Annotated in this window: 15 protein-coding genes, 1 rRNA gene and 1 pseudogene; 12 read left to right on the top strand and 5 right to left on the bottom strand. The window is 73.2% G+C overall.

The features are described from left to right. Positions 1-143 precede the first annotated feature (143 nt). The 3 genes and pseudogenes from rrf (at position 144) to ACFW2G_RS07575 (ending at position 2384) form a co-directional block, all read left to right on the top strand. Positions 144-260: ribosomal RNA gene (rrf, locus tag ACFW2G_RS07585) — 5S ribosomal RNA — on the top strand. Between the two features lie 159 nt (positions 261-419). Next, positions 420-1331, top strand: a pseudogene (locus ACFW2G_RS07580) (tetratricopeptide repeat protein); the annotation flags it as partial. 201 nt (positions 1332-1532) lie between these two features. Next, entirely contained in the window at positions 1533-2384 is an 852-nt protein-coding gene (locus ACFW2G_RS07575) for a tetratricopeptide repeat protein (RefSeq protein ID WP_384454994.1), read from the top strand. A gap of 89 nt (positions 2385-2473) precedes the next feature. Here the strand turns inward: ACFW2G_RS07575 and ACFW2G_RS07570 are convergent, their stop codons facing one another. Next, entirely contained in the window at positions 2474-3745 is a 1272-nt protein-coding gene (locus ACFW2G_RS07570) for a DUF1015 family protein (protein ID WP_037925601.1), read from the bottom strand. A gap of 87 nt (positions 3746-3832) precedes the next feature. Between ACFW2G_RS07570 and ACFW2G_RS07565 the strand changes: the two genes are divergently transcribed. Genes ACFW2G_RS07565 through ACFW2G_RS07550 form a run of 4 tightly spaced genes read left to right on the top strand, consistent with a single transcriptional unit; the run spans position 3833 to position 7940 of the window. Continuing rightward, on the top strand, positions 3833-4939 hold the full coding sequence (locus ACFW2G_RS07565) for an HAD-IIA family hydrolase (RefSeq protein WP_037925604.1): 1107 nt from the start codon (positions 3833-3835) through the stop codon (positions 4937-4939). A 48-nt stretch (positions 4940-4987) separates the two neighbouring features. Further along, a complete protein-coding gene (locus ACFW2G_RS07560) occupies positions 4988-6046 on the top strand; it encodes a FecCD family ABC transporter permease (protein WP_384580572.1) in 1059 nt (352 codons plus the stop codon). Between the two features lie 41 nt (positions 6047-6087). Beyond that, complete coding sequence (locus ACFW2G_RS07555; RefSeq protein ID WP_384580582.1) at positions 6088-7089, top strand: FecCD family ABC transporter permease; 1002 nt, start codon at positions 6088-6090, stop codon at positions 7087-7089. Then, complete coding sequence (locus ACFW2G_RS07550; RefSeq protein ID WP_384580570.1) at positions 7086-7940, top strand: ABC transporter ATP-binding protein; 855 nt, start codon at positions 7086-7088, stop codon at positions 7938-7940. Before ACFW2G_RS07555 ends, ACFW2G_RS07550 begins: the two co-directional genes overlap by 4 nt. Before the next feature lie 32 nt (positions 7941-7972). Here the strand turns inward: ACFW2G_RS07550 and ACFW2G_RS07545 are convergent, their stop codons facing one another. Further along, complete coding sequence (locus ACFW2G_RS07545; protein ID WP_384580569.1) at positions 7973-8326, bottom strand: SCP2 sterol-binding domain-containing protein; 354 nt, start codon at positions 8324-8326, stop codon at positions 7973-7975. A 65-nt stretch (positions 8327-8391) separates the two neighbouring features. On the opposite strand from ACFW2G_RS07545, the gene ACFW2G_RS07540 reads away from it, so the two are divergent. The 5 genes from ACFW2G_RS07540 to ACFW2G_RS07520 all read left to right on the top strand — a co-directional run bounded on the left by ACFW2G_RS07540 (position 8392) and on the right by ACFW2G_RS07520 (position 13730). Beyond that, positions 8392-8703, top strand: coding sequence for a hypothetical protein (locus ACFW2G_RS07540; protein WP_236647768.1), 312 nt, complete (start codon positions 8392-8394; stop codon positions 8701-8703). A 7-nt stretch (positions 8704-8710) separates the two neighbouring features. Further along, positions 8711-9526, top strand: a complete 816-nt coding sequence (locus ACFW2G_RS07535) for a TlyA family RNA methyltransferase (protein ID WP_037925614.1) — start codon at positions 8711-8713, stop codon at positions 9524-9526. Continuing rightward, positions 9523-10431, top strand: coding sequence for an NAD kinase (locus ACFW2G_RS07530; protein WP_037925616.1), 909 nt, complete (start codon positions 9523-9525; stop codon positions 10429-10431). Before ACFW2G_RS07535 ends, ACFW2G_RS07530 begins: the two co-directional genes overlap by 4 nt. A gap of 205 nt (positions 10432-10636) precedes the next feature. Beyond that, the gene (gene recN, locus ACFW2G_RS07525) at positions 10637-12361 is read left to right on the top strand and encodes a DNA repair protein RecN (RefSeq protein ID WP_384580580.1); all 1725 of its coding nucleotides are present in this window, start codon (positions 10637-10639) and stop codon (positions 12359-12361) included. 256 nt (positions 12362-12617) lie between these two features. Continuing rightward, positions 12618-13730 (top strand): glycosyltransferase family 4 protein, encoded by a 1113-nt coding sequence (locus ACFW2G_RS07520; protein WP_037925621.1) that lies wholly within the window; start codon positions 12618-12620, stop codon positions 13728-13730. Between the two features lie 178 nt (positions 13731-13908). Here the strand turns inward: ACFW2G_RS07520 and ACFW2G_RS07515 are convergent, their stop codons facing one another. The 3 genes from ACFW2G_RS07515 to ACFW2G_RS07505 form a co-directional block, all read right to left on the bottom strand. Then, positions 13909-15528, bottom strand: a complete 1620-nt coding sequence (locus ACFW2G_RS07515) for a PucR family transcriptional regulator (RefSeq protein WP_384580567.1) — start codon at positions 15526-15528, stop codon at positions 13909-13911. 22 nt (positions 15529-15550) lie between these two features. Continuing rightward, positions 15551-16936 carry an FAD-binding oxidoreductase gene (locus ACFW2G_RS07510; RefSeq protein ID WP_384580565.1) on the bottom strand — a complete coding sequence of 462 codons (1386 nt, stop codon included), beginning with the start codon at positions 16934-16936 and terminating at the stop codon, positions 15551-15553. Between the two features lie 123 nt (positions 16937-17059). Continuing rightward, entirely contained in the window at positions 17060-18889 is a 1830-nt protein-coding gene (locus tag ACFW2G_RS07505) for a glycoside hydrolase family 15 protein (protein ID WP_172671373.1), read from the bottom strand. Positions 18890-19124: the final 235 nt, after the last annotated feature.

The following is a 19124-nucleotide window of genomic DNA, read 5'->3' as shown; positions in this document are numbered from 1 at the left end:
CCAGATGTGGAAGCCCGGTAACGGGTGGAGCTGACTGGTACTAATAGGCCGAGGGCTTGTCCTCAGTTGCTCGCGTCCACTGTGTTAGTTCTGAAATAACGAACGGCTGTGATTACACACCAGCGTTCTAAATTTCATAGTGTTTCGGTGGTCATAGCGTTAGGGAAACGCCCGGTTACATTCCGAACCCGGAAGCTAAGCCTTTCAGCGCCGATGGTACTGCAGGGGGGACCCTGTGGGAGAGTAGGACGCCGCCGAACAATCTTTCAAAGGACCCTTGGTCCAGCGTTCAACGCTGGACCAAGGGTCCTTTTTGTTTTTCGCTTCTTTACGCCGAAGCGCGGCCACGGGTTGGTTGCGCGAGAATGACTAGCGGTACCCCGAAGACAGGAGTCACACCCATGTCCAACTCTCCCGACGATCGTCCGGAGCGCGAGCCTCGTCGCAACGACGGCGGTGACAGGGGCGGCTACCGCGGGGGCCGTGACGACCGTGGCGGCGACCGTCCCCCGTTCCGTCGTGACGACCGCGGGGGCCGGCCGACCGGTGGTGGCGGTGGAGGCTTCCGCCGCGATGACCGCGGTGGACGTCCCGCCGGTGGCGGCGGTGGCTTCCGGCGCGACGACCGGGGCGGGGACCGTCCGTCCTACCCCCGCCGTGACGATCGTGGCGGGGAACGTGCCTCGTATCCGCGTCGTGATGACGACCGCGGTGGCTACCGGGGTGGCCGTGACGACCGCGGTGGGGACCGTCCGTCCTACCCCCGCCGTGACGACCGCGGTGACCGTCCCTCGTACCCGCGCCGTGACGACCGGGGTGACCGTCCGTCCTACCCGCGTCGTGATGACGACCGTGGCGGCTACCGCGGTGGCCGTGACGACCGCGGTGGCGAGCGTCCGTCCTACCCCCGCCGTGACGATCGTGGCGGGGAACGTGCCTCGTACCCGCGCCGCGACGACCGCGGTGGCGACCGTCCCTCGTACCCGCGCCGTGACGACCGGGGCGACCGTCCCTCGTACCCGCGCCGTGACGACCGGGGCGACCGTCCGTCCTACCCGCGTCGTGATGACGACCGTGGTGGCTACCGCGGTGGCCGTGACGACCGCGGTGGCGACCGTCCTTCGTACCCGCGCCGTGACGACCGGGGCGACCGTCCCTCGTACCCGCGCCGTGACGACCGGGGCGGGGACCGTGGTGGCTACCGCGGTGGCCGCGACGACCGCGGTGGCGACCGTCCGTCCTACCCCCGCCGTGACGACCGGGGTGACCGTCCGTCTTACCCGCGTCGTGATGACGACCGTGGTGGCTACCTCGGTGGCCGTGACGACCGCGGTGGCGAGCGTCCCTCGTACCCGCGCCGTGACGACCGGGGCGGGGACCGTGGAGGCTTCCGTGGTGGGCGTGACGACCGCGGTGGCTACCGCGGTGGCCGCGACGACCGCGGTGGCGACCGCGGGTACCGTTCGGACCGCGACCCCGTCAAGCGGCTTCCGATCGACGAGGACGTCACCGGTCTGGAGATCGACGCCGACGTGCGTCAGGAACTGCTGAGCCTGCCCAAGGGCCTGGCGGAAGAGGTCTCGAAGAACCTGGTCATGGTCGCCCGTCTGATCGACGAGGACCCCGAGCAGGCCTACGCGTACTCGCGCATCGCCCTGCGCCTGGCCTCCCGTGTCGCCGCCGTCCGCGAGGCGGCCGGCTTCGCCGCGTACGCCACGCAGAAGTACAGCGAGGCCCTGGCGGAGTTCCGTGCCGCCAAGCGCATGACCGGTTCCGTGGAGCTGTGGCCCGTCATGGCCGACTGCGAGCGCGGTCTCGGCCGTCCCGAGCGGGCCCTGGCCATGGCCGGCGAGCCCGAGGTGCAGAAGCTCGACAAGGCCGGCCAGGTCGAGATGCGTCTGGTCGCGGCCGGCGCCCGGCGGGACCAGGGGCAGCTCGAAGCCGCCATCGTGACCCTGCAGAGCCCCGAGCTGGCGTCCAGCGCCGTCCAGCCGTGGACGGCGCGCCTGCGGTACGCCTACGCCGACGCCCTGTTGGCGGCAGGTCGTGAGGACGAGGCCCGTGAGTGGTTCGGCAAGGCCCTGGAAGCGGACAAGGACGGGTCCACCGACGCTTCCGACCGTCTCGCCGAGCTCGACGGCGTCGAGTTCGTCGACGCCGCGGACCTGTCGGACGACGAAGAGGACCTGAACGAGGACCTCGCCGAAGGCGACCGGGAAGAGGACGACCAGGACGACGAGGACGACGAGGACGAGGACCCGGCCGAGATCGCCGCGGCCGAGCGCGCCACCGACGTCACCGAGTACTACGACGAGGACGACGAGGAGTACGAGCCGCTGGAGCAGCCCGCGGCCGACGCCGACGTCCGGGGCGACAAGGCCTGAGCCACTTCGGCTCCGGCGTAGCGACGCAGAGGAGAAGGGCGGTACCCCGAACGGGGTACCGCCCTTCTCCGTGTCCGGGCGGGCTCCGCTCAGCCCAGTCCGCGCAGGACCAGGCCCGTGGCCGGCTTCGGGCCGAAGGACGTGGACTTGCGGGGCATGGTGACCCCCTGGCGGGCGAGGTCGCGCACGACCTCCTCGCGTACGGGATGCAGCAGGACGGCGGTGCCCCCGTGCCGTTCGGCCATGGCCACCGTGGACGCGGCGTCGTGGATGTAGGTGATCTGGTCGGGGGCGTCCGGGACGTGCCAGAGGGCGTCGAGCAGCGTCGCGTGCAGCACGGTCGCGTCCAGCCGGCGCCAGGCCTCGGGGCGGTCGTGGCGGACCGTGCGGTCGAGGAGGTCCAGGTCGGGATCGGTGACCAGATGGAAGGTGCCGTCGCCGGCGAGGAGGAAGGCGTTGCCGCGTTCCGCCGCGTCCGAGAGGGCGTCCAGCGCGAGCGGCAGCGGCCCGTCGACCGGGCGGACCCGGAAGTGGCCGGCGACGGCGGCCAGCGCGTCCGCGACCGGGAGGCGGCGCAGCATCCGGTGGATGGCGCGGACCTGGAGCGGGTAGCGGGCGGTGTCCACGAGGAGCACGAGGCCGAAGTCCCACGCGGTGGGCGAGCCGTGCTCCTCCTGGAGGCGCAGGTAGGTCGCCCAACGGTGGTGGCCGTCGGCGATGAGCGCCTGACGGTGGCCGAGATCCGCTGTGACGGTGGCCAGTTCGTCCGGGTCCGTGATGGCCCAGAGGCGGTGCTGGAAGCCGTCCTCGGTGGTGGTCGACAGCAGGGGCTCGCGCTGGGCGGTCCGTTCGACGACCGCCGCAGCACCCGCCCCGGGGTCGTCGCCGCGGTAGGTGAGCAGGAGGGGTTCGAGGTTGGCGGAGGTGGCCCGCATGAGGCCCGCCCGGTCGGTGACCACGTCCGGCATGACGTCCTCGTGGGGGAGGACGATGCCGGCGTCGGCGGTGGACAGGGCGAGGGCTCCGATGACGCCGCGCTGGAGCAGCCCGGCCCGGCGCTGCTCGTACACGTACAGCGCCGGCTCGGGGTCGGCGGACAGGACGCCCTGGGCGAGCCAGTCCCGCAGCGTGCGCGCGGCCTGTTCGTTGCGCGCGGCCGGGGTGCCGGCCTGGGGGAGGATCAGGCGGACGATGTTGTGCGGGTCGGCGGACTCGAGGTGGTCGACTCCGTCGGGGCGCACGACCACGTCGTACGGCGGCGAGGTGACGGCGGCGAGGCTGCCGACACGCTCGGGGACATAGCGCAGCCCATGGAACGGGATGAGGCGCAGCCCGTGGTCCGCGGTGCCAGAAGTGGTCATTGGTGCATGGTAGATCGGGTCTCTCCATGCGGGATGATCGGGGCAGTAGGGAATCGGACACGATCGATCTCACAGGGAGCGGCCAGAATGACCCGGCAGATCAGGACCAGTCCCGCGGCGTGCGACCAGAGCTTGCACCAGGCGTACGACACCGCTCTCCTGGACCTGGACGGGGTGGTGTACGCGGGCGGGCGGGCCATCGGCCACGCCGTGGAGTCCCTCGCTGCGGCCCGCGCCGACGGCATGCACCTCGCGTACGTCACGAACAACGCGCTGCGGACCCCCGAGGCCGTCGCGGAGCACCTGGGCGAGCTGGGCATCCCGACGGACGCGGCCGAGGTGATCACCTCGGCGCAGGCGGTGGCCCGGCTGATCGCCGAGCAGGTGGAGCCTGGGTCCAAGGTGCTGGTGATCGGCGGGGAGGGGCTGCGGGTCGCGCTGCGCGAACGCGGCCTGGTGCCGGTCGAGTCCGCCGAGGAGGAGGGGCTGGCGGCGGTCGCGCAGGGCTACGGCGGTCCGGACCTGGCGTGGGGCCGGTTCGCGGAGGCCTCGTACGCGATCAGCCGGGGCGTGCCGTGGTACGCGTCGAACACCGACCTGACGATCCCCGGGGCGCGGGGCATCGCGCCCGGCAACGGGGCCGCGGTGCAGGTCGTACGGATCGCCACGGGCGCGGAGCCCCAGGTGGCGGGCAAGCCCCTGCCCCCGATGCATCGTGAGACGGTGCTGCGGACCGGGGCGAAGCGGCCGTTGGTCGTCGGGGACCGGCTGGACACCGACATCGAGGGCGCCTTCAACGGGGAGGTGGACTCGCTGCTGGTGCTGACCGGGGTGACCGACGCGGAGCAGCTGCTGCGGGCCGAGCCCCGGCACCGGCCGACGTACGTGGACCGGGACCTGCGCGGGCTGCTGGCCGGACAGCCGGAGGTGGTGCCGGCCGCGGAGGGATTCCGGTGCGGAGGCTGGACGGCGGTCGCGCTGAACAGCGGTGTGCTCGAACTGCGCGAGCACGACGAGGGTGGCGACGGCGATGGGGGCGGCGGGGGAGCGAAGGGTGTGGTGATCGGGGACGGCGGAGCCGGCCGGGACCCGTTGGACGGTCTGCGGGCGCTGTGCGCCGCGGCCTGGACGGCCGCCGCGGAGGACGTGTGCACGCTCGACGCGGCGAAGGCGCTGGCCAGGCTCGGTCTTTGAGGCCTCCGGAAGCCCACTCCGGGTGCAGGCTAGGCTAACCTAACCTGCGTGTTGGTTGAGAGTCCCCCCGAACCCGGGCCGCGCACGGTGCCCCCGCCGGACGCCGTCGCCCGCCCTCGCCATGCCGCGCGTGCCGCGGGCCTGGCCGGCGCCCTCGCGGTGCTCGCCCTGATCTCGGTGCTGAGCATCGCCGTGGGCGCCAGGCAGATGCCCCTGGACGAGGTCTGGCACGGTCTCTTCCACTACTCGGGGACCACCTCGGACGTGGTGGTGCGGGATCTCCGGGTCCCGCGCACCCTCCTCGGGCTGATGGTCGGCCTCGGCCTCGGCCTGTCCGGGGCGGTGATGCAGGCGCTGACCCGCAACCCGCTGGCCGAGCCCGGCATCCTCGGCGTCAACGCCGGTGCCGCCGCGGCCGTCGTCTCGGCGATCAGCTTCTTCGGCGCGAGCTCGCTGAGCGAGTTCGTGTGGTGGGCCTTCCTCGGCGCGGCCGTCGTCTCGGTCGTCGTGTACGTGCTCGGCGGCAGCCGCAGCGCCACGCCGGTACGCCTGGCGCTCGCTGGTACGGCGGCCAGCGCCGCCCTCGTCGGCTACATCAACGCGGTGCAGCTGATGGACAGCACGGCGCTGGACAAGCTGCGCTTCTGGACGGTGGGCTCGCTGGCGTCGGCCACCATGGACACCGTCCGCCAGGTCGCTCCCTTCCTGCTGGCGGGTGCGGTGCTCGCGCTGGCGCTCGGCCGGCCGCTCAACGCGATGGCGATGGGTGACGACACGGCCAGGGCGCTCGGCGCGAACCTGGCGCGGACCCGGATCGGCGCGATGCTCGCCATCACCCTGCTCTGCGGTGCGGCGACCGCCGCCTGCGGGCCCATCGTCTTCATAGGCCTGATGATCCCGCACCTGGTGCGGGTCTTCACCGGACCGGACATGCGCTGGGTGCTCGCGTACTCGGCCGTCCTGTCGCCCGTCCTGCTGCTCGCCGCGGACGTCGTCGGCAGGGTCGTCACCCGGCCCGCCGAGCTCCAGGTCGGCATCGTCACCGCGCTCATCGGCGGGCCCGTCTTCATCCACCTCGTCCGGCGCAAGAGGATGGCCCAGCTGTGACCGTGACCGCCAAAGCCCGTCCCCTGCGGCTCCCGGGCGGGATGTCCCTGCGGATCGAGCGGCGCGCCCTGGCCGTCGGCGGCCTGCTCGTCCTCGTCGCCTTCGCCATGTCCGTCCTGCTGATCGGCACCGGCGACTTCGACATCGCGCCGTGGGACGTGGTACGGACCCTGCTCGGCAACGGCACCCCCGCCGACGACTTCATCGTCAACGAGCTGCGGATGCCGCGGGTGCTGGTCGCCCTGCTGGTGGGTGCGGCTCTCGGGATGGCCGGAGCCGTCTTCCAGTCGGTGACCCGCAACCCGCTCGGCTCGCCCGACCTGCTCGGCTTCTCGTACGGGTCCGCGGTCGGCGCCCTCGTCGTCATCATCCTGATGAAGGGCTCGGCGACCGAGGTCGCCGCCGGCGCGCTGCTCGGCGGCCTGCTGGCCGGCGCGGCCGTCTACCTGCTGGCGTACAAGCGGGGCATCCACGGCTACCGGCTGGTCCTGGTGGGCATCGGCGCCTCCGCCATGCTGGTGGCCGTCATCCAGTACCTGATCACCAAGGCCCAGCTCGTGGAGGCCTCGCGGGCGATGGTCTGGCTGACCGGTTCGCTGGCCGGCCGGGACTGGGCACAAGTGTGGCCGCTGCTGGCGACCTGCGCGGTGCTGTTCCCGCTCGTGCTGGGGCAGAGCCGGGCGTTGCGGATGATCGAGATGGGCGACGACGCCGCGTACGCGGTCGGGGTGCGGGTGGAGCGCACGCGGTTGCTGCTGATGATGGCCGCGATCCTGCTCACCACGGCGGCGAGCGCGGCGGCCGGGCCGATCAGCTTCGTCGCGCTGGCCGCGCCGCAGCTGGCGCGGCGGCTGACCCGCTCGCCGGGCGCCAACCTGCTGACCGCCTCCCTCATGGGCTCGGTGGTGCTGCTGCTCTCGGACTGGGCCTCGCAGCGGGCCTTCGGCGCGGACCAGCTGCCGGTGGGTGTGGTGACCGGGCTGGTCGGCGGTGTCTATCTGCTCTGGCTGCTCGTCACCGAGCGCAGGGCGGGACGTATATGAACCTCAGGAGTGCGCAAGTGCAGCGGCTGACCGCGGAGAATGTGACCCTCGGCTACGACCGGCGGGTCATCGCCGAGAACCTGTCGGTGGAGATCCCCGACCACTCCTTCACAGTGATCGTCGGCCCCAACGCCTGCGGCAAGTCCACGCTTCTGCGGGCCCTGTCGCGGATGCTGAAGCCGTCCCGGGGGCAGGTGCTGCTGGACGGGCAGGCCATCGGGACCCTGCCCGCGAAGCAGGTCGCCAAGACCCTGGGGCTGCTCCCGCAGTCCTCGATCGCGCCCGACGGCATCACGGTCGCCGACCTGGTCTCGCGCGGCCGCTACCCGCACCAGGGCCTGCTGCGCCAGTGGTCGCCCGAGGACGAGCGGATCGTGAACGGAGCGATGGCCTCGACCGGGGTCGCCGAGCTCGCCGACCGGGCCGTGGACGAGCTCTCCGGCGGGCAGCGGCAGCGCGTGTGGATTGCGATGGCGCTGGCCCAGCAGACGCCGCTGCTGCTGCTCGACGAGCCGACGACGTACCTGGACATCCAGCATCAGATCGACGTGCTGGACCTGTGCGCCGACCTGCACGAGACCCAGGGACGCACCCTCGTCGCGGTCCTGCACGACCTCAACCACGCCGCCCGCTACGCCACGCACCTGATCGCCATGCGGGGCGGGAAGGTCATCGCCGAGGGGCCGCCGCGCGAGGTGGTGACCGCGGGGCTCGTGGAGCGGGTGTTCGGGCTGCGCTGCCAGGTCATCGACGACCCGGAGACGGGTACGCCGCTGGTCATCCCGGCGGGGCGGCGCGCGCGGGCGCGGGCGGCCGCCGAGGTCGCGGAGCCGGCGGCGGGCACGGCGTAGGGCCTGTCCGGCGGATCACGGTCGGGTGGGCACTACGACGAGAGGAGGCTCTTCAGTCGCAGCAGGTCGCGGAATCCGGCCTCCAGCCTGACCCGGCCGGAGGCCCAGGCCTTCGCGAACTTCAGCTCGCCCGCGACCAGGGCGACCAGGTCGTCGCCGGCCATCGCGAGGCGGATCTCCGCCTTGCGGGCCGGCGGGCCGGGCGCCACCGCCTCCACATGGATCCGGCCCCCGTCGAGGCGGCCCGTGAACGTCTGGTCCAGGTCCGTGATGTGGCAGCTGAGGGATCGGTCGAACGCGGCCGCGCCGCGCACGCCCTCCTCGGCCCGCACGAGGTTGTCGGAGAGTCGGTCGAGTGCTCCACGGCACTCCTGGATCGTAGCCATCGTGATCAGGACGGTACCGCAGAGCCGTGCGGGGCCGTGGGGGCGCTTCGGGGTAGCGTCGTGGCATGACCGACGAAGCAGCCGAGATCCGGGCCGGGACCCAGAGCGCGGACGGAACCGAGGCCGGGGGCGGTGCCGGCGCGGCGGAAGAGCCCGCCGCGCCCGCGGAGCCCGCCGCGCCGGCGCCGCTCGGCGTCGTACGCACCCCCACCGGCCACACCGGGGTGGACGCGTACCTGGCGCGGCTCGCGGACGCGGACCACCTCGGGGCGGACGGACACGTCGAGGTGTACGAGGATGTCCACCGGGGGCTGCGTGAGGCGCTGACGGCGCTGGACGCACCGCCCCTCCCCGGACCGTACGAAAACAGGAGCTGAACCGAACGTGGCAGGAGTGGCACGCCGCCGCCTGGACGCCGAACTGGTACGCCGCAGCATGGCCCGCTCGCGAGAGCACGCCGCGCAGCTGATCGCCGCGGGCCGGGTGACCGTCGGCGGCACCACCGCGACCAAGGCCGCCACCCAGGTCGAGACCAGCGCGGCCCTCGTGGTCCTCAAGGACGACGACGACCCCGACTACGTCTCGCGTGGCGGACACAAGCTCGCGGGCGCCCTCGCGGCGTTCCGGCCGCAGGGGCTGCAGGTCGAGGGCCGCCGGGCGCTGGACGCGGGCGCGTCCACCGGCGGCTTCACCGACGTGCTGCTGCGCGCGGGCGTGGCCCACGTCATGGCGGTGGACGTCGGCTACGGGCAGCTCGCCTGGTCGCTGCAGAGCGACGACCGGGTCACCGTGAAGGACCGCACGAACGTGCGTGAGCTGACGGTCGAGCAGATCGACGGCATCCCGGTCGATCTCGTCGTCGGCGACCTGTCCTTCATCTCCATCGGCCTGGTGCTGCCCGCGCTGGTGCGGTGCACGGCACCGGACGCGGACCTGGTGCTGATGGTCAAGCCGCAGTTCGAGGTCGGCAAGGACCGGTTGGGCAGCGGCGGCGTGGTGCGCAGCCCCGAGCTGCGTGCCGAGGCCGTGCGCGAGGTGGCGGCCAGCGCCGCGGGGCTGGGACTGGGCGTCCTCGGAGTCACCGCCAGTCCGCTGCCGGGGCCGTCGGGGAACGTCGAGTACTTTCTGTGGCTGAGGGCGGGGGCACCGGCACTCGACCCGGCGGATGTTGACCGTGCAGTGGCGGAGGGGCCGCAGTGACAGATTCTTCGGGGGCACGCACCGTATTCCTGCTCGCGCACACCGGGCGGCCGGCGGCCATCCGCAGCGCGGAGCTGGTCGTCAAGGGCCTGCTGCGCTGCGGACTGGGCGTACGGGTCTTCGACCACGAGGCGGTGGACCTGCCGCTGCCGCAGGAGGTGGAGCTCGTCACCGAGTCCACGCCGGGAGTGCTCGATGGGTGCGAGCTGCTCGTCGTGCTGGGCGGGGACGGGACCCTGCTGCGCGGCGCCGAGTTCGCGCGGGCCTCGGGTGTGCCGATGCTGGGCGTCAACCTGGGTCGGGTCGGCTTCCTCGCCGAGGCCGAGCGCGACGACCTGGACAAGGTAGTGGACCGGGTGGTGACGCGTTCGTACGAGGTCGAGGAGCGGATGACCCTCGACGTGATCGTGCGGACGAACGGCGACGTGGTGCACCGGGACTGGGCATTGAACGAGGCCGCGGTCCAGAAGGTGTCCCCGGAGCGGATGCTGGAGGTGGTCCTGGAGATCGACGGGCGTCCGGTGACCGGCTTCGGATGCGACGGGATCGTCTGCGCGACTCCGACCGGCTCGACGGCCTACGCCTTCTCCGCGGGCGGGCCGGTGGTCTGGCCGGAGGTGGAGGCGCTGCTGATGGTGCCCATCAGCGCCCACGCGCTGTTCGCGAAGCCGCTGGTGACCTCGCCGAACTCGGTGCTGGCGGTGGAGGTGCAGAGCGGTACTCCGCACGGGGTCTTGTGGTGCGACGGCCGGCGCACGCTGGAGCTGCCGGCCGGGGCCCGCGTGGAGGTCCGCCGGGGTGCGGTGCCGGTACGGCTCGCCCGGCTGCACCACGCGTCGTTCACGGACCGGCTCGTCGCGAAGTTCGCGCTGCCTGTGTCCGGCTGGCGGGGCGCGCCGCACTGACCGGTGCCTGGGGCTTTCGGCGGGCCGAGGGCGGCGTCCGGGGCGGAAGCAGCCCCGGCGCCCGCAAGCCCCGCCGGGTTCAAGGGCGTTGCCGCCCGGTGCCGGAGCCGAGAGCCCTAATAGCACACGCGTTCGAAGAATTCCGGGCGGGTGACGTCACATGGCACTCGGGAAACCTCGGTATCGTCGTCCCGTGCTTGAGGAGATGCGGATACGGTCGCTCGGGGTCATCGACGACGCGGTGGTCGAGCTGTCGCCCGGTTTCACCGCGGTGACCGGCGAGACCGGTGCGGGCAAGACGATGGTCGTCACCAGTCTCGGGCTGCTGCTCGGCGGGCGTGCCGACCCGGCCCTGGTGCGGATCGGGGCCAAGGCGGCGGTGGTCGAGGGCCGCATCGTCATGCGTCCGGACGCCCCTGCCGCGGTGCGTGCCGAGGAGGCGGGCGCCGAGCTCGACGACGGTGCCCTGCTGATCAGCCGGACCGTGTCCGCCGAGGGGCGCTCACGTGCCCACGTCGGCGGCCGTTCCGTGCCCGTCGGCCTGCTCGGCGAACTCGCGGACGACCTGGTCGCCGTCCACGGGCAGACCGACCAGCAGGGCCTGCTCCGGCCGGCCCGGCAGCGGCAGGCGCTCGACCGGTACGCCGGAGACGCCGTCGCCGTCCCGCTGGAGAAGTACGGCTCGGCCTACCGCAGGCTCCGGGCGGTCGCGGTGGAGCTCGACGAGATCACCACCCGGGCCCGGGAGCGGGCCCAGGAAGCCGATCTGCTGCGCTTCGGGCTCGACGAGATCGCGGCCGTGGAGCCGGTGGCTGGCGAGGACGTCGAACTGGCGGCCGAGGCGGAGCGGCTCGGGCACGCCGAGGCGCTGGCCCAGGCCGCCCAGGCGGCGCACGCCGCGCTCGCGGGCAACCCCGAGGACCCCGAGGCCATCGACGCGAACATGCTCGTGGCGGGAGCCCACCGGGCGCTGGAATCCGTACGGTCGCACGACCCGGCGCTCGGCGCGCTCGCCGAGCGGATCGGCGAGCTCGGCATCCTGATGTCGGACGTGGCGGGCGAACTGGCGGGCTACGCCGACGACCTCGACGCCGATCCGCTGCGGCTGGCCGCGGTGGAGGAGCGCCGGGCCGCCCTGACCCAGCTGACGCGCAAGTACGGCACCGCGGGCACCGTGGACGCCGTGCTGGAGTGGGCCGAACAGGGTGCGGCGCGGCTGCTGGAACTGGACGGCGACGACGAGCGGATCACCGAGCTGACCGCGGAACGCGACGGGCTGCGGTCCGAACTGTCCCTGCTGGCGCAGACGCTGACCGACGCCCGGGTGGAGGCGGCCAGCCGCTTCGCCGCCGCGGTGACGCAGGAGCTGGCATCGCTGGCGATGCCGCACGCCCGGGTGACGATCGACATCCGGCAGACGGAGGACCCCGAAGGGGTGGAGGTGGGCGGCCGTCTGGTCGCCTGCGGGCCGTCCGGCGCCGACGAGGTGGAGTTGCTGCTGGCCCCGCATCCGGGCGCCCAACCGCGGCCGATCGCCAAGGGCGCCTCCGGCGGCGAGCTGTCCCGCGTGATGCTCGCCGTCGAGGTCGTCTTCGCGGGTACCGACCCGGTGCCCACCTACCTCTTCGACGAGGTCGACGCAGGCGTCGGCGGCAAGGCGGCCGTCGAGATCGGCCGGCGCCTGGCGCAGTTGGCCAGGTCGGCGCAGGTCGTGGTCGTCACACACCTGCCGCAGGTGGCGGCCTTCGCCGACCGGCAACTGCTGGTGGAGAAGACCAACGACGGTTCGGTCACCCGCAGCGGCGTCACCGTCCTGGAGGGGGAGGACCGGGTGCGGGAGCTGTCGCGCATGCTCGCCGGGCACGAGGACTCCGTCTCCGCACGGGCGCACGCCGAGGAACTCCTGGCCGCGGCGCGCGCCGACGGGTGAACGCGCGCATCCCCGAGGGCCCGGACCGCATGGCGTTCCGGGTCCTCCGTTTGACCGCGAAAGACCGTTTCGGACCCGAAGTGGACCGATCGGCACGTCACTCTCCGGATTCCACTTACGCCCTGTGGGTGAGGCCGTCGGGCCTGCGACCGTATCTCGCACAGGATCCGCACCCGTATGGTCCCGGAACGCGCGTGCGGACTGGCATTCTGGGCGACGTCTCTGCACTCTTCCCTCCCCCCTGGAGCTTCGGCCCGTGAGCAGCTCCCCGGTCTCCACCTCCGCCGCGGCACAGCCCTACGGGCGCCCGCTGCGCACCGTCCACGTACTCGGCGACGGTGCGGGCGCGGGCAGCTGCGCTCACGTCCGATCACTCGCCACCGGGCTCGCCGCGCGCGGGGTGCGGGTCACGGTGTGCGCACCCGTCCGGGCGGAGGGGGAGTACGACTTCACCGGCGCCGGGGCGGAGTTCGCGCCCGACGCGGTGAGCGTGCTGCGGGCCGCGTGCGCCGGTGCGGACGTCGTGCACGCGCACGGGGTGAAGGCCGGCCTGCGGGCCGCGCTGGCCCTGCGCGGGCGCCGGGTGCCGTTGGTGGTGAGCTGGCACGGCGAAGGCCGGTCGGTGCCCGGAGCGCTCGGGCGGCTGAGCCGGATGCTGGAACGGCGCGTGGCGCGGGCCGCCGCGGTGGTGCTCGGCGCCTCCTCGGACCTGGTGGACCTGGCGCGGCAGCGGGGCGCCAGGGACGCGCGGCTGGCACCCGTCGCCTTCCCGTCGGCTCCGGAAGGGGTGACCGACCCAGGCAAACTGCGGGCGGAACTCGGGGTCATGGAGCGGCCGTTGCTCGTCACGGTCGGCAGCCTCGTCGCGCACCGCGGATACTCCGTCCTGCTGGACGCGGCGCGGGAGTGGCGGGCGCTGGAGCCGACGCCGCTGCTGGTGATCGCCGGCGAAGGGCCGTTGCGGACCGAACTCGCCCGGCGGATCGAGGCGGAGGGGCTCCCGGTCCGGCTGCTCGGACGGCGCCGGGATGCGGCGCACCTGCTGGCGGCGGCCGACCTGGCGGTCCTCCCGAGCCGGTGGGAGGCCCGGGCCCTGCCGGCGCAGGAGGCGCTCCGGGCGGGCGTACCGCTGGTGGCCACGGCGGTGGGGGGCGTCCCGGAGCTGGTGGGGGAGGGTGCGGTGCTCGTCCCGCCGGGGGAGGCGGGGGCCCTCGCCTCGGCCGTGACCGGCCTCCTGGCCGATCCGGCCCGCCGGGCCGATCTGGCCGCCGCCGGGCGCGTCCAGGCCGCGACGTGGCCGTCGGAGGACGACACGGTGGCCCAGATCCTGTCCGTCTACGACGAACTGACGGAACGCACCCGCCGCTAGGGTCTGTCCGCCGGCGGCACACCCCCAGCGAAACGGCGGCGAGGCGATGCGGCGAGGCGATGGGGCGGGGCCGATGGGGCGGGGCCGGGCCGGCGGGTCGGGGACGGCGGGTCGGGGAGGGCGGGTCCGGTCCGGGACGGTGCGGCTCAGCCCCGGCGGCGAGGGGCGAGAGGACGCGTCAGGAAGGGCCGGCGTGGCGGCGGGCGCGAAGGGCGAGGCTCAGCGAGAGGACCGTTTCCGGGTCGTCCAGATCCGTGCCCAGCAGCTCCGAGATGCGGGCCAGCCGGTTGTAGAGGGTCTGCCGGTTCAGGTGGAGCTCACGGGCCGTCTCCGCCTTGCGGCCCGCATGGGCCAGGTACGTCTCCAACGTGGGCAGCAGCGGCGGCCGCGAGGCCCCGTCGTGCGCGCGCAGCGGGCCGATCGCCCGGTCCACGAAGGCCGCCAGGTCCGGGTGTTCGCGCAGCCGCCAGAGCAGCAGGTCGATGTCCAGACGCCGGGCGTCGTACCAGGGCCGGGCCGGCAGCCCGTGGGCCGCCGTGGCGGTCTCGGCGGCGTGCCGCAGCCCCGACGAGGCGGCCGCCCAGCCGCCCGCCACGCCGACGACCACGGCCGGCGGGGCGGTGGCCCGGTCCAGGCCCGCGCGTTCGACACCCACCCGCAGCGCCGCAGCGACCCGGTCGGCGACCGCGGTGCGCTCCGACTCGGCCCGCAGCGACACCAGCAGCGGTACCCGGCCCTCGACCGGCCGGACGCCCAGCAGGAACGGGACCCCGACGGACGACAGCTCCTCCAGCACCGCCCTCGCCAGCACGGCCCAATTGCCCGACGGACCGAGGTCCGACAGTCGCATGACCACCGGAAGCAGCGGCCCGGCACCCGGCCTGAAACCCAGCACGCGGGCCTGCGCCGGCGCGTCCTCCGCCGAGATGCGGCCCTCCGCGAGGTCGGTCAGGAAGTCGCCGCGGCCGCGCGCCGCCAGCTCCTCCTCCTGCCGCGCCTGCATCAGGACCACGGCCAGCACGCCCGCCGTGCGCTCCGCCGCCATCCGGTGCACCGGCAGCAGCGGGGCCGAGACGCCGACCAGGACGACCCGGGCCCGGACCGAGCCCGAGCCGTGGCCACCGCCCGGTACGTCGATCACCACAGTGTTCGCCGACGGCTCGGCCTCGCGCTGGCCGCGCAGCCCCTCCCACACCTGGAGCGGGTCCGCCCCCGGGTCCCCGGCCGCGCTGGCAGCCGCGTACAGCAACTGCCCCTCGGGGGTCTCCAGGAACACCGGGTTCCCCGTGAAGTCGGCCAGGATGCGCAGGACCTGCGGGATGCCGCCGCCGCCCAACAGGGCCTCCGTGCACCGCCGGTGGACTTCCTCGGCCCGCTGGAGCAGGGCGTAGTGGCCGTTGACGATCTCGGTGTGGACCTCTTCGGTGACCGTGACGAAGGGGACCTCCCGGTGGAGCTGCACCAGAGGCAGTCCCGCGGCGCGCGCCGTCTCCACGATCGTCGCGGGCAGCCGCGTGAACCGCGGGCCCAGCTCGACGACCAGCGCGGCGATGCCCCGGTCCGCGAGGCGGCGTACGAAGGCCCGCTGCTCGGCGGGCCGGGCGCCCAGGCCCAGGCCCGTGGTCAGCAGCAGTTCGCCGCCCTTGAGCAGGGAGGCGATGTTCGGCACCTCGCCCGCGTGCACCCAGCGGACCGTGCGGCCCAGCCGGTCGGCGCAGGCCACCACCTCCGGCAGACCGCTGCGCAGCCCCGGCAGTTCCAGTGCCCGCTGAACGGTGATCCCGCCCTGGTTCTCCATGTCGCGGGACGCTACCAGGGGGTCAGGCCGGGCGGATGTTGTGGTTGAAGCGGAAGACGTTGTCCGGGTCGTACTGGCGCTTCACCCGCCCCAGCCGCCGCATGTTGTCCGCGCCGAGTCCGGAGACCACCCGGTCCGCGCCCTCGTCCCCGGTGAAGTTCAGGTACACCGCGCCGGTGCTCCACGGCTGCGCGTCCGCGCGGACGTCCTTGACCCACTGCCGGCAGCGTTCGTCGTCGGCCGGATCCTCCCAGATCCCGAACGGGTGCACCGCCCAGGGGGAGTCCCGGTACGGCACCGGATAGTCGGCCGGGCCGGAGGCGATCGCGCCGCCCTGCGGGAACAGGATGTGCTGGGTTCCGGTGGGCACCGGCATCGACGAGGCACGGGAGCAGAACACGTCCACGTACGCGTCGGGTGCGCCGGTCAGGTACTCGGCCGACCAGTAGTTCCGCATCCCCGGCGGGTCGTCGATCATGCACTGGAGGTCGGCGTACGCGATGCCGGTGACCATCGCCGCCTCGTGCGGCACCGCGAGCAGCGGCTCGGCGAGCCGCCGCAGCCGCTCCTCCGGGCCCGCGTACGTCAGCAGCGCCGCGCACAGCAGCTTCCCCGCGAGGTGCGGGGGCACGAAGTCGTCGTCCGGAGGGCCGGTCAGGTAGATCACGCCCCCGCTCGCCTCCGCCGGCCCGGCCTCGATGAGGTCCCGGTAGGTCCGCACCACCTCGGGGCCGTTCTCCGGCAGGTACAGGACGAACGCGATCGCCATGGCGGGCAGTTCGTGCAGCCGCAGGGTGATCGCGGTGGCCACGCCGAAGTTGCCGCCGCCGCCGTGCAGGGCCCAGAACAGCTCGGGGTGCTCCTCCGCGGTGGTCTCCACGACCGAGCCGTCGGCGGTCACCAGCTCCACGCCCAGCAGGTTGTCCACGGCCAGCCCACAGGTGCGGTCCAGCCAGCCGCTGCCGCCCCCCAGGACGAAGCCGCCCACCCCGGTGGTGGAGGCCCGGCCGCCGGTGGTGGCCAGGCCGTACGGGGCGCAGGCCCGGTCCAGGTGGCTCATCGTCGCCCCGCCCTCGATCCGAACCGCGCGAGCACCCGGGTGGACGGTGACCTCGTGCATCCGGCGCAGGTCGACCACCAGGGCTCCATCGCCGAGAGCGGAACCGGAGACGCTGTGCCCGCCGCCGCGCACCGCGATCTTCAGGTCCAGGTCCCTCGCGAAGCGCACGGCGGTGACCACGTCCTCCGCGCTCTCGCACTGGGCGATGACGGCGGGCCTTCGGTCGATCATCGCGTTGAAGACGGTCCGGGCCTCGTCGTAGCCCGGATCCTCCGGAGCGAACACCTCGCCGGACAGATCCTCGCGGAGCGCGGTCAGGGCCGCGCCCGCCTTCGAGAGGGGAGCCATGGCTGCCCCCTTCCAACAGACGGAGGGCATAAGACCCTTCCAGCCTAGGCCCGGAGGATCACCGGGGCGCGGTGAACACCGCGCCCGCCCGCACCGCCGTCGGGTCAGGAGCGCGCGGGCCCCTCAGCCGCCGTACGCCCCGCTCGCGGTCAGCCGCAGTGCCGTGTCGATCAGCGGAACGTGGCTGAACGCCTGCGGGAAGTTGCCCACCTGACGCTGGAGCCGCGGGTCCCACTCCTCCGCCAGCAGGCCCAGGTCGTTGCGCAGCGCCAGCAGCCGCTCGAACAGCCGCCGCGCCTCGTCCACCCGGCCGATCATCGCCAGGTCGTCGGCCATCCAGAACGAGCAGGCGAGGAAGGCCCCTTCGTCACCTTCGAGGCCGTCCACGCCGGCTTCCTCACCGGCCGTCGGGTAACGCAGGATGAAGCCGTCTGCCGTGGACAGCTCGCGCTGGATCGCCTCGATGGTGCCGATCACCCGCTTGTCGTCCGGGGGCAGGAACCCCATCTGCGGGATCAGCAGCAGCGAGGCGTCCAGCTCCTTGGACCCGTACGACTGCGTGAAGGTGTTGCGTTCCTTGTCGTAGCCCTTCTCGCACACGTCCTGGTGGATCTCGTCGCGCAGCTCCCGCCACCGCTCCAGCGGTCCGTCCGCGTCCCCGCTCTCGATCAGCTTGATCGTGCGGTCCACGGCCACCCACGCCATCACCTTCGAGTGCACGAAGTGCCGGCGCGGGCCGCGCACCTCCCAGATGCCCTCGTCCGGCTCCGACCAGTGCGTCTCCAGGTAGCGGATCAGCTTGAGCTGGAGCACCGAGGCGTAGTCGCTGCGGGCCAGGCCGGTCATGTGGCCCAGGTGGAGGGCTTCGGTGACCTCGCCGTACACGTCGAGCTGGAGCTGGCCCGCAGCGCCGTTGCCGACCCGGACCGGGCGCGAGCCCTCGTAGCCGGGAAGCCAGTCCAGCTCGGTCTCGCCGAGCTCCCGCTCGCCCGCGATCCCGTACATGATCTGCAGGTTCTCCGGGTCGCCGGCCACCGCGCGCAGCAGCCACTCGCGCCAGGCGCGGGCCTCCTCGCGGTAGCCGGTGCGCAGAAGTGAGGAGAGGGTGATGGCCGCGTCCCGCAGCCAGGTGTAGCGGTAGTCCCAGTTGCGGACCCCGCCGATCTCTTCCGGGAGGGAGGTGGTCGGCGCGGCGACGATCCCGCCCGTGGGGCCGTACGTGAGGGCCTTGAGCGTGATCAGGGAGCGGACCACGGCTTCCCGGTAGGGCCCGTGGTAGGTGCACTGGTCCACCCACTCGCGCCAGAACTCGGCGGTCGACTCCAGGGCCGCCTCGGCGTCGGGGGCCTCGGGTGCCCCGCGGTGCGAGGCCTGCCAGCTGATGCTGAAGGCGACCCGGTCGCCGGGCCCGACGGTGAAGTCCGCGTACGTCGTGAGGTCCTTGCCGTAGGTCTCCGCGTCGGTGTCCAGCCAGACCGAGTCGGGCCCGGCGACGGCCACAGTGCGTCCGTCGACCTTGTGCACCCACGGCACCACCCGCCCGTAGCTGAAGCGCATCCGCAGGGTCGAGCGCATGGGGACGCGCCCGCCGAGGCCTTCGACGATGCGGATCAGCTGCGGTGCGTGGTGCTCGCGCGGCGGCATGAAGTCGATCACCCGGACGCTGCCCCGCGGGGTGTCCCACTCGGACTCCAGCACCAGCGAGTCGCCGCGGTAGCGTCGGCGGGTGGCGCGCGGGGCCTCGGAGCCCGCCGGGAACACCGGCCCGATCCGCCAGAACCCGTGATCCTCGGTGCCGAGAATGCTCGCGAACACGGCATGGGAGTCGAAGCGGGGCAGGCACAGCCAGTCCACAGCCCCGTCCCGGCAGACCAGTGCCGCGGTCTGCATGTCCCCGATCAGTGCGTAATCCTCGATGCGCCCGGACACGTGCATCTCCAGTCGAACGGCCACGTCCGCCCCGAAGGGCGCTTGCATTGCGCGTCTGCGCGGTCTCCTGTGTGCAGGGATCCCCGCGTGAGCCCATGATTCCGTATATCGGCTCGGTTAGGCCGTCCGACGGACTGCCCGGCGGTGATGTGTGCAATATCCGAGCAGGATATGACGGCACCCTAGTGATCTTCTCCAGGCCGCGGGCAATGCCGTTGGGCCGAACGGGTGAGTCGCGCGACTGCCGCCCCGGCGCACT

Source organism: Streptomyces sp. NPDC058880, assembly GCF_042742535.1.
In the GTDB taxonomy this organism is placed as follows: Bacteria; Actinomycetota; Actinomycetes; order Streptomycetales; family Streptomycetaceae; genus Streptomyces.
The sequence above is the reverse complement of the archived record's forward strand: the minus strand, read 5'-3'. Positions and strand labels throughout refer to the sequence as shown.

Coding starts and splice junctions, on each gene's coding strand:
- ACFW2G_RS07565 (WP_037925604.1), top strand. CDS start 3,833: ATGACCCGGCAGATCAGGACCAGTCCCGCGGCGTGCGACCAGAGCTTG.
- ACFW2G_RS07550 (WP_384580570.1), top strand. CDS start 7,086: ATGAACCTCAGGAGTGCGCAAGTGCAGCGGCTGACCGCGGAGAATGTG.
- ACFW2G_RS07510 (WP_384580565.1), bottom strand. CDS start 16,936: ATGGCTCCCCTCTCGAAGGCGGGCGCGGCCCTGACCGCGCTCCGCGAG.
- ACFW2G_RS07545 (WP_384580569.1), bottom strand. CDS start 8,326: ATGGCTACGATCCAGGAGTGCCGTGGAGCACTCGACCGACTCTCCGAC.
- recN (WP_384580580.1), top strand. CDS start 10,637: ATGCGGATACGGTCGCTCGGGGTCATCGACGACGCGGTGGTCGAGCTG.
- ACFW2G_RS07555 (WP_384580582.1), top strand. CDS start 6,088: ATGTCCCTGCGGATCGAGCGGCGCGCCCTGGCCGTCGGCGGCCTGCTC.
- ACFW2G_RS07570 (WP_037925601.1), bottom strand. CDS start 3,745: ATGACCACTTCTGGCACCGCGGACCACGGGCTGCGCCTCATCCCGTTC.
- ACFW2G_RS07515 (WP_384580567.1), bottom strand. CDS start 15,528: ATGGAGAACCAGGGCGGGATCACCGTTCAGCGGGCACTGGAACTGCCG.
- ACFW2G_RS07540 (WP_236647768.1), top strand. CDS start 8,392: ATGACCGACGAAGCAGCCGAGATCCGGGCCGGGACCCAGAGCGCGGAC.